The organism is Micromonospora sp. RV43 (assembly GCF_001029515.1).
GTDB classification, from domain to species: Bacteria; Actinomycetota; Actinomycetes; order Mycobacteriales; family Micromonosporaceae; genus Micromonospora; species Micromonospora aurantiaca.
Genome location: NZ_LEKG01000226.1, coordinates 1 through 9,826 on the forward strand (window position 1 = coordinate 1; position 9,826 = coordinate 9,826).

Annotated in this window: 9 protein-coding genes; 4 read left to right on the top strand and 5 right to left on the bottom strand. The window is 72.7% G+C overall.

Translation table 11 applies throughout. The annotated features are described in order from the left end of the window. Positions 1 to 89 precede the first annotated feature (89 nt). Positions 90 to 2,750 (bottom strand): pyruvate, phosphate dikinase, encoded by a 2,661-nt coding sequence (gene ppdK, locus ABD52_RS33830; RefSeq protein WP_047894417.1) that lies wholly within the window; start codon positions 2,748 to 2,750, stop codon positions 90 to 92. Positions 2,751 to 2,883: 133 nt separating this feature from the next. On the opposite strand from ppdK, the gene ABD52_RS33835 reads away from it, so the two are divergent. The 3 genes from ABD52_RS33835 to ABD52_RS33845 all read left to right on the top strand — a co-directional run bounded on the left by ABD52_RS33835 (position 2,884) and on the right by ABD52_RS33845 (position 5,534). Beyond that, a complete protein-coding gene (locus ABD52_RS33835) occupies positions 2,884 to 3,387 on the top strand; it encodes a GNAT family N-acetyltransferase (RefSeq protein ID WP_047894418.1) in 504 nt (167 codons plus the stop codon). 9 nt (positions 3,388 to 3,396) lie between these two features. Beyond that, the gene (locus tag ABD52_RS33840; RefSeq protein ID WP_013474930.1) at positions 3,397 to 4,032 is read left to right on the top strand and encodes a hypothetical protein; all 636 of its coding nucleotides are present in this window, start codon (positions 3,397 to 3,399) and stop codon (positions 4,030 to 4,032) included. 146 nt (positions 4,033 to 4,178) lie between these two features. Beyond that, the gene (locus ABD52_RS33845) at positions 4,179 to 5,534 is read left to right on the top strand and encodes a hemolysin family protein (RefSeq protein WP_047894419.1); all 1,356 of its coding nucleotides are present in this window, start codon (positions 4,179 to 4,181) and stop codon (positions 5,532 to 5,534) included. Positions 5,535 to 5,564: 30 nt separating this feature from the next. On the opposite strand, the gene ABD52_RS33850 is transcribed toward ABD52_RS33845, so the two are convergent. The 4 genes from ABD52_RS33850 to ABD52_RS33865 form a co-directional block, all read right to left on the bottom strand. Next, positions 5,565 to 5,882, bottom strand: a complete 318-nt coding sequence (locus tag ABD52_RS33850) for a hypothetical protein (RefSeq protein ID WP_013285569.1) — start codon at positions 5,880 to 5,882, stop codon at positions 5,565 to 5,567. After that, on the bottom strand, positions 5,869 to 6,249 hold the full coding sequence (locus ABD52_RS33855; RefSeq protein WP_013285570.1) for a hypothetical protein: 381 nt from the start codon (positions 6,247 to 6,249) through the stop codon (positions 5,869 to 5,871). Before ABD52_RS33855 ends, ABD52_RS33850 begins: the two co-directional genes overlap by 14 nt. After that, positions 6,246 to 7,472 carry an NRAMP family divalent metal transporter gene (locus ABD52_RS33860; protein WP_030271094.1) on the bottom strand — a complete coding sequence of 409 codons (1,227 nt, stop codon included), beginning with the start codon at positions 7,470 to 7,472 and terminating at the stop codon, positions 6,246 to 6,248. The genes ABD52_RS33855 and ABD52_RS33860 overlap by 4 nt, the downstream gene beginning before the upstream one ends. An 86-nt stretch (positions 7,473 to 7,558) precedes the next feature. Continuing rightward, on the bottom strand, positions 7,559 to 7,942 hold the full coding sequence (locus tag ABD52_RS33865; RefSeq protein ID WP_200905281.1) for a PaaI family thioesterase: 384 nt from the start codon (positions 7,940 to 7,942) through the stop codon (positions 7,559 to 7,561). A gap of 107 nt (positions 7,943 to 8,049) precedes the next feature. On the opposite strand from ABD52_RS33865, the gene tyrS reads away from it, so the two are divergent. Next, entirely contained in the window at positions 8,050 to 9,333 is a 1,284-nt protein-coding gene (tyrS, locus tag ABD52_RS33870) for a tyrosine--tRNA ligase (RefSeq protein ID WP_047894421.1), read from the top strand. Positions 9,334 to 9,826 lie beyond the last annotated feature (493 nt).

The window sequence follows — 9,826 nt, forward strand, 5'->3', positions numbered from 1 at the left end:
GGAGTCGCGGCCTGCGGCGGCGCGGGCCGGGGGAGCGGCGTGACAGCCGGTCCGGTCGGGTTGAAGATGGCGGTCATGGTGCTGCCCTCCTAGCGGGAGTCGGACTTCTCGGTGCGGGCCTCGACAGCGGCCCGGCCGGCGGCCAGCCGCGCCACCGGCACCCGGTACGGCGAGCAGGAGACGTAGTCGAGCCCGGCGTCGGCGAAGAACCCGATCGAGTCCGGATCGCCGCCGTGCTCACCGCAGACGCCGACGGTCAGGTCCGCCCGGGCCGCCCGCCCCTCGGCGACGGCGAGGCGGACCAGCCGGCCCACGCCGGTGGCGTCGATGCTCTCGAACGGCGACACCGGGAAGATCCCCCGCTCCAGGTACGTGGAGAAGAACGCGCCCTCCACGTCGTCCCGGGAGAACGCCCAGGTCATCTGCGTCAGGTCGTTGGTGCCGAAGGAGAAGAAGTGCGCCTCGGCGGCGATGTCCCCGGCGGTCAGCGCCGCCCGGGGCGTCTCGATCATGGTGCCGACCGGGATATCCGGTGCGTCAGGCACCTCGGCCAGCACCCGCCGTGCCTCGTCCGCCACCGCGGCGAGTTCCCGCACGTCACCGACGAGCGGCACCATGATCTCCGGGCGCGGGTCACCGCCGGCCCGGACCCGCTGCGCGGCCGCCTCGGCCAGCGCCCGCACCTGCATCGCGAACAGGCCCGGCACCACCAGCCCGAGCCGTACGCCCCGCAGCCCCAGCATCGGGTTCGTCTCGTGCATGCGCCGCACCGCCGCCAGCAGCACGCCGTCGTGGCCCGGTTCCTCGCCGCGCGCCTGCGCGCCCGCCACCCGGGCGGTCAGCTCGGCGAGCGGAGGCAGGAACTCGTGCAGCGGCGGGTCGAGCAGCCGGACGGTCACCGGCAGCCCGTCCATCGCGGTGAGCAGTCCGAGGAAGTCGGCCCGCTGCAACGGCAGCAGCTCGTCCAGCGCGGCGCCGACCTCGGCCGGGCCGTCGGCCAGGATCAGCCGCTCGACCAGTGCCCGGCGCTCGCCGAGGAACATGTGCTCGGTGCGGCACAGCCCGATCCCGGCGGCGCCCAGCTCGCGGGCCCGGCGGGCGTCGTCCGGGGTGTCCGCGTTGGCGCGGACGCCGAGCGTGCGGACCGCGTCGGCGTGGCCGAGCAGCCGGTGCACGGCGGCGATCAGCGGGTCGGCCTCCGGCCGCAGCTCACCGGTCAGGTACCGGGCCACCGGCGACGGCTGCACCGGCACCTCGCCGAGCCAGATCCGCCCGCTGGTGCCGTCGATCGAGATTGCGTCGCCGGCGCGCACCACCTGCTCGCCCACCGTGAACTCGCCGCGTTCGACGTCGATGCCCAGCGCCTCGGCGCCGCACACGCAGGTCCGGCCCATGCCCCGGGCCACCACCGCGGCGTGCGAGGTCTTCCCGCCGCGCGAGGTGAGCACCCCGGTCGCGGCGATCATGCCGGGCAGGTCGTCCGGGTTGGTCTCCGGCCGGACCAGGATCACCGGTCCGTCGGCCGCCGCCGCGGCGGCGGAGTCGAACACCACCCGCCCGACCGCGGCGCCGGGCGAGGCGCCGACGCCGACCGCGAGCGGCTCGGGCGCGCCGACGGCGTCGAAGGCCGGGAACATCAGCTGGGCGAGCTGCGCCCCGCTGACCCGGGTGAGCGCCTCGTCGGCCGTGATCAGGCCCTCCTCGGCCAGTTGCGCGGCGATCACGAACGCCGCCGCCGCGGTGCGCTTGCCGACCCGGGTCTGGAGCATCCACAGCCGGCCGCGCTCGATGGTGAACTCGACGTCGCACAGGTCGCGGTAGTGCCGCTCCAGCGTCGCCATGATCTCCCGCAGCCGGTGGAAGCTCGCCGGGTCCAGCCGCTCCAGCTCGGTCAGCGGCACCGTGTTGCGGATGCCCGCCACCACGTCCTCGCCCTGCGCGTCGGTCAGGTAGTCGCCGTACACGCCGGGGGCGCCGGTGGCCGGGTCGCGGGTGAAGGCCACACCGGTGCCCGAGTCCGGGCCGAGGTTGCCGAACACCATCGCCATCACGTTGACGGCGGTGCCCAGGTCGTCCGGGATGCGCTCCTGCCGCCGGTAGATCCGGGCCCGCTCCGAGTGCCAGGACTCGAACACCGCGCGCACGGCCAGGAACAGCTGCTCGTGCGGGGCCTGCGGGAAATCGTGCCCGACGTGCCGGGTGAAGATCTTCTTGTACGTCTCGACCAGGTCGCGCAACTGGTCGGCGCCCGGCCCGCCCGGCCCGGCGGTGGCCCGCAGCGCGGCCAGCTCGTGCTCGAACTCCTCGGCCGGGATGCCGTGCACGGTCCGGCCGAACATCTGGATCAGCCGCCGGTACGAGTCCCAGGCGAACCGCTCGTCACCGGTGCGGGCGGCCAGCCCGGCCACGGTGGCGTCGTTGAGCCCGATGTCGAGGATCGTCTCCATCATCCCCGGCATCGAGTACCGCCCGCCGGAGCGCACCGCCAGCAGCAGCGGGTCACGTGGGTCGCCCAGCCACCGGTCCAGCCGCGCCTCGACCTCCCGCAGATGCGCGTTGATCTCCTCGTACAGGCCGTCCGGCGGCGCACCGGTGGCCAGGTACGCCCGGCACGCGTCGGTGGTGACTGTGAACCCGGGCGGCACCGGCAACCCGAGCCGGGTCATCTCGGCGAGGTTCGCGCCCTTGCCGCCGAGCAGGTCGGCCCGGCTGCGGTCACCCTCGATGAAGTCGTAGACGTACTTCGACATGGTCCGGCCTCCTCGGCTGAGTCGTTCCACCTCCTTGGTAGCCGGGCCGGGCGGCGGCGCGGCAGGGCCGGACGGGACACACACCGGGCCGGAGGTCCCGAGAGTGTCGGGGGGTGCCCGTATCGTTCCGGCCGTGACCAACGAGGTGCTGCTCCGCCCGGTGCGCGACGACGACCTGCCCGCCTTCTTCGCCCACGAGCAGGACCCGCAGGCGAACTGGATGGCCGCGTTCGGCCCGAAGGACCCGTCCGACCGGGCCGCGTTCGACGCGCACTGGGCGCGCATCCGCGCCGACGAGCGGATCGTGAACCGCGCCGTCGTCGTCGGCGGCCGGCTGGTCGGGCGGGTGGCCGCGTTCCCGGTCGGCGAGCAGACCGAGGTCAGCTACTGGATCGACGCGGCGCACTGGGGGCGCGGCCACGCCACCGCCGCGCTGCGCGCGCTGCTGCGCGAGGTGCCGCACCGGCCGCTGCACGCCCGCGCCGCGAAGGACAACGCCGCCTCGCTCGCGGTGCTGCGCAAGTGCGGCTTCGTCGTGATCGGCGAGGACTCCGGGTACGCCGCGGGCCGCGGCACCGAGGTCGAGGAGTACGTCCTGGAGCTGCCCGCCGAGGGGGCTGACCAGGCAGACCGCTAGTCTCCCCGGGTGAACTGGCTGGAACTCGTCGGCTGGGCCGGCTCCGCGCTGCTGGTCTGGTCCCTGCTGCAGACCCGGATCCTGCGGCTGCGCGCGCTCAACCTGGTCGGCTGCCTCATCCTGATCGGCTACAACACCGCCGTGCAGGTCTGGCCGATGGTCGGGCTGAACGTGGTGCTCGCCGTGATCAACGTCTGGTACCTGCGCAAGCTGCTGGCGACCCGGCACGACGAGCAGACCTACCAGGTGGTCGAGGTGGGCACCGGTGACGCGTTCCTGGCGCACACGCTGCGGGTGCACGCCGCCGACATCGCCCGGTTCAACCCGGGCTTCCACTGGGATCCGGCCGCCGCCGACCGCTCGGCGTTCCTCGTGGTACGCGCCGACGAGGTGGTCGGCGTGATGCTCTCGCACGCCGAACCGGGCGGCGTGGCCCAGATCGACCTGGACTACGTGACACCGCCGTTCCGCGACTTCACGCCGGGGGAGTTCGTCTACCGGCGCAGCCGGCTGTTCACCGACCGGGGTTTCCGCCGGGTGGTCAGCCCGCCCGGCATGATCGCCCCCTACTACCACCGGCTCGGGTTCCGCCCCGAGGGCGGCGCGTACGTGCTCGACCTGCCGGCCCCCGCCACGAGCGGGTGAACTCGGCACCCGCCGCCCGACGCTCAGTGATCACACAGGATTCAGGCGCGGGCCCGCGGGGCAACAGAGGGCCACGCCGACCGGATCTACCGGCCGGCGAGTCGGCCATCGGCCGACCCGGATCGGGCCGAGGGAGATAACCGGTCGTGCAGAGCTACTGGAGCCAGCTTGCCCTGGTCGGTGTGCTGGTGATCCTCAACGCGGTGTTCGCCGGCAGCGAGATGGCCCTGGTCTCCCTGCGCGACAGCCAGGTGCAGCGGCTGGAGCGCAGCAGCCGCGGCGGACGGACCCTCGCCCGTCTCGCGAAGGACCCGAACCGGTTCCTGGCCACGATCCAGATCGGCATCACACTCGCCGGGTTCCTGGCCTCCGCCGCCGCCGCGGTGTCCCTGGCCCGGCCGCTCGTCCCGCTGCTGGGCGTCTTCGGCAACGCCGCCGAGACCGTCGCCATCGTCGCTGTCACGCTGGTGCTCACGTTCGTCACGCTCGTCTTCGGTGAGCTGGCCCCGAAGCGGATCGCCATGCAGTCGGCCGAGCGGTGGGCGCTGCTGGTGGCCCGTCCGCTGAACGTGCTGTCCAGCATCACCCGGCCCGCCGTCTGGCTGCTGGGCGCGACCACCGACCTGGTGGTACGCCTGTTCGGCCTGGACCCGAAGGCCGAGCCGGACGAGATCGGCCCGGACGAGCTGCGCGACATCGTGGCCGGCAACCACGGCTTCACCAAGGAACAGCGCACGATCATCGCCGGCGCGGTGGAGATCGCCGACCGGCAGTTGCGGGCGGTGCTCGTACCCCGGTTGCAGGTCTTCACGCTCGACAGCGGCACCACCGCGGAGGCCGCGCGGCTCGTCCTGGCGGCGACCGGCCACTCCCGGGCGCCGGTGGTCCGCCACGGCGGCCTGGACGAGGCGGTGGGCGTGATCCACCTGCGGGACCTGGTCGGCGTCTCCGACGACCGGCCGGTCGACGAGATCGCCCGACCGCCGATGCTGCTGCCCGACTCGCTGCCGGTGGTCGACGCGCTGCGCCAGTTCAAGGCCGAGCGCCAGCACATCGCGCTCGTGGTCGACGAGCGCGGCGCGGTCGACGGGATCGTGACGCTGGAGGACATCCTGGAGGAGATCGTCGGCGAGATCTACGACGAGACCGACCGGGACCTGCGCGCCGTGCGCACCGAGGCCGACGGCACGCTGGTGCTGCCCGGCACGTTCCCGGTGCATGACCTGACCGACCTGGGCGTGGAGCTGCCGAACCGGCCGGCCGGCGACTACACCACTGTCGCCGGGCTGGTGCTGATCTGCCTCGGGCACATCCCGACGGTGGCGGGGGAGCAGGTGACCGTGGACGGCTGGGAGCTGTCGGTGGCCGGCGTCGACCAGCGGGCCATCACCGAGGTGCACGTCCGCCGCCGCGGCCGCCACGACGGCTCCCCGGACGGCGACACCACCGACGGCGCCGCCGGCCCGGCCGACGCCCCCGAACTCGACGAGGCACGCCGCTGACCGGCCCCGGCCGGGCCCCCGGCACCCGGCTCAACGGTGCCCGGCCGGCGGGCCGAACGGGAAGCCGGGCACCGGTGGAAGCAGCTGCACCGCGTCGGCGGGCAGCTGGCGGGTGCTCCGCCCGACCAACCGGGCGATCACCCGCAGTAGCCACGGCCCGGACGGGTGCAGCTCGGGGCCGATCAGCCGGCTGATCACCCGGGTCCACCAGTGCCCGGCGACGATCACGTCGGTGATCCGCAGCCGGTCCGGCGGCCACCCGCCGCGCACCACCACGTCCACCACCCGGCCCAGCCGCCGCCCGTGCAGGTCGTACGCGGTGCGGCCGAGCAGCTCACCCGCTCGCACGACCGGACCCCGGAATGCGCTCGATCAGGTGCCGGCGCAGCCACGCCTCCACCGGTGACGGCGGCAGGTCCGTCGCCGGGCAGCGCAGCCGCACCGCACTGTCCACCCGGGCGACCTGGGACAGCGGTACGCGCAACGGCGGCACCGGCGGGTCGTCGGTGAACCGGTCCGCCACCGCCACCAGCAGCCGCCCGACCCGCCCGCCGATCCGCTCGCCGAGCGCGCCCTGCCCGGTGAGCAGGCTGTCCACGTACGGGTAGCCCTCGTCGTCGACGGCGAACGCGATGTCGTCGACGCGCCCGACCAGCAACCCGTCCACGTCGACGATCTGCCGGTCGAGCAGCCGCCTGGCGAGCTGAACCCTCATGGCCCCATCCCCGTCATGATCGCCAGTGGGATCGCCGCCACCGAGGCCGCGACGATGAGCAGCAGGAACACCGCGCCGAGCAGGTTCAGCCACCGCCCGTTGACCCGGTCGCCGAGATACCCGCGGTCGTTGGCCACGACCAGGATCGGCAGGTACGTCAGCGGCAGCACCACCGCGCTCAGCACCAGCATGTACTCGGTCAGCCGCACCGGGTCCACAGTCGTCATCAGCATCACCACACCGAGCAGCAGACCGACGAGCAGCACGCTGTGGAACCGGGCCGCCTCCCGAGGGCGGACCCGCTTGCCCCACTGCCACCCGAAGTACTGCGCCGCCGCGTACGCCGCCGACAGCCCGGTCTCCAGCGCCGCGCCGAACGTCACCGCGAAGAACGCCAGCACCGCGGCGGCCAGGCCGGCGCCGCCGAGCGCCGTCGCCACCGGCCGCGCCACCTCGTCGAGCGTGCCCAACGACGCCTCGGACGGGTGGTAGGCCACCGTCGCCACGGCGACCAGCGACAACGCCAGGAACCCGCCCACCGGGAAACCGATCAGCACGTTCGAGCGGGCCCGCGCCAGGTCCGCCGCGCCCCACCGCTCCTCGACGCCGCCGGAGGAGAAGAAGAACACCTCGTACGGGCTCACAGTCGAGGCGAACAACGCCACAGCCACGAACCAGTACAGCGGCCAGCCGTGCCCGGACGCGCTGACCTGCCACACGCCCTGCCCGAGTGCCGGCCAGTCGGTCGGCAGCGCCACCAGCGCGACAGCGAACACCAGGAGGGTCAGCCCGGCCAGGCCGAAGATCCGCTCCATCAGCTCGAACCGCAGCCGCCACAGCACCAGCCAGACGGCCAGCGCCGCGAGCGGCACCCAGAACAGGTGGCTCAGCCGGGTCGCCAGTTGCAGCGCCAACGCCACCCCACCCAGCTCCGCGGCGAGCGTGACCACCGTGACCAGCCACGACGCGACCAGGTTGAGCAGCGCCACGCGCGGCCCGAGACGCTCCCGGACCAGGTCGAACACCGCCCGTCCGCTCACCGCCGCGATCCGGCCGGCCATCTCCGCGTACGCGCAGATGCCGACCACCCCGACCAGCAGCACCCAGGTGTGGGCCATGCCGAACAGCGCGCCGGCCTGACTGGCCGCCACCAGGTCACCGATGTCGACGAAGCCGCCGACCGCCGACAGCACGCCGAGCGTGGCGGCGAACAGCTTCCTCACGTCGGATCGGGAGCGGATGTCCTCACCGAGGCGACGATATCGGCGTCAGTGCCCCTTTTCGGGCTGAATCGGCGAGCCCGCGGATGTCAGGCGGCGGTGAGGTTCTGCAGCCGTACCTGACCGCGCGCCACCAGCCGGCCGTCGACGTCGGTGATCTCCACGAGCCAGAGCTGCTGGCTGCGGCCCCGGTGCACCGGCGTGCCGACAGCCGTCAGCTCGCCGTCCCGCACCGCGCGCAGGAAGTCGGTCTGGTTCGACACCCCGACCACGTTGCCCTTGTCGCCCAGCCAGAGTGCGCCACCGATGCTCGCCGCCGTCTCCACCACCGAGCAGTAGACGCCGCCGTGCTGGATCCCGTACGGCTGGTGCAGCTCCGGGCGCACCTTCCAGCGGATCACCACCCGGTCCCCGCTGACCTCGTCGAACGTCAGGCCCAGCAGGGCCACGAAGCCACCGGTCATGTTCGGCATGTCCACCGCGGTTCCTCCTCGCGTTCGACGGCGCCGCCAGCCTAGTCGGCCGCACCTCGGCAAACCCGGTACGGGCCGGGCCCGGGAATGGGGGAGAATCGGTGACCGTGACCGACAGCAACCTCCCGCAGGGGCGGGACTCCCTGACCGACGACCTGCTGTGGCGGGGCCTGATCCAGGACTCGACCGGCCTCGACGAACTGCGCGAGCTGCTCGACGGCGGGAGCACCACCTTCTACGTGGGCTTCGACCCCACCGCGCCGAGCCTGCACATCGGCAACCTGATGCAGGTCGTCATGGCCCGCCGGCTCCAGCAGGCCGGGCACCGTCCGCTGCTGCTCGTCGGTGGCGCCACCGGGCAGATCGGCGACCCGAAGGAGAGCGCGGAGCGGACGCTGAACCCGCCCGAGGTGATCGCCGGCTGGGTGGAGCGCATCCGCGAGCAGCTCTCGCCGTTCGTCACGTACTCCGGGGAGAACGCGGCGCAACTGGTCAACAACCTGGACTGGACCGGCGAGATGTCGGTGGTGGAGTTCCTCCGGGACGTCGGCAAGCACTTCCCGGTGAACAAGATGCTCGCCCGCGAGGTGGTCAAGGCGCGGCTGGAGACGGGCATCAGCTACACCGAGTTCAGCTACCAGCTCCTCCAGGCCAACGACTACTTCGAGCTGCACCGCCGGCACGGCTGCCGGCTCCAGTACGGCGGCTCCGACCAGTGGGGCAACATCACCGCCGGGGTGGACTACATCCGGCGGCGCGGCGCCGGGCCGGTGGAGGCGTTCACCACGCCGCTGGTCACCAAGGCCGACGGCACCAAGTTCGGCAAGAGCGAGACCGGCACGGTCTGGCTCGACCCGCAGATGACCAGCCCGTACGCGTTCTACCAGTTCTGGGTCAACGCCGACGACCGGGACGTCAGCCGCTACCTGCGGTACTTCAGCTTCCGCTCCCGTGAGGAGCTGGAGGAACTTGAGAAGGCCACAGCGGAACGCCCGCAGGCGCGCCTGGCCCAGCGGGCGCTCGCCGAGGAGCTGACCACGCTCGTGCACGGCGAGCGGGAGACGGCCCAGGCGGTCGCCGCGAGCCAGGCGCTGTTCGGGCGCGGCTCGCTCGACGAGCTGGCCCCGGAGACGCTGCGCGCCGCGCTGACCGAGGCCGGCCTGGTGCACCTCGACGAGCTGCCGGACGTGGCCGGCCTGCTCAAGGAGTCGGGCCTGGTGCCGAGCATGAAGGAGGCACGGCGGGTCATCGCCGAGGGCGGCGCGTACGTCAACAACACGCGCATCTCCGAGGTGGACGCCACCGTGTCGGCGGACGACCTGCTGCACGGCCGCTACCTCGTACTGCGCCGGGGCAAGCGCTCGTTTGCGGGCGTCGAGCTGCGCGGATAGCCGCCTGTCGACTGTGTGACGCGGGACGCGCCCAGCGGATTTGACGATCACTCCGTTGGGCGCGTAACTTTCTCTCTGCCAGCGCGGAACGGACGAAACAGGGCGAAAGACCTGGAAGGCCGGAGCGCAGGACCTGAGAACCGGGTGGTGCCCCGGATTCGCCGGGAGGCGGATTTGGCGAGGCGGAACCGACCGGGTAAGGTTCTCGGCCGGTAGGGAAACGGACGGGCCAGCGGGAAAACCGCGGGCGGCCGGCCTACCGAATTCCTCGGAACGACCGACGGAAGTCGGTTGAATCGGGGTGCCCGGTAAAAGGTGACGCACGACAAACTGGTTGACACCGGTTTGACACGGCAGAAACCACCGGGTAACGTAGTAAAAGTGCCCGGCGCGAGAGCGGCGGGTGGTTGAACGAAATGCCCCGGCTGGGGGTTCCGCTGGTGGCGGTGCTTCTGGTTGGTGTGTGGTTGTTCTTTGAGAACTCAACAGGGTG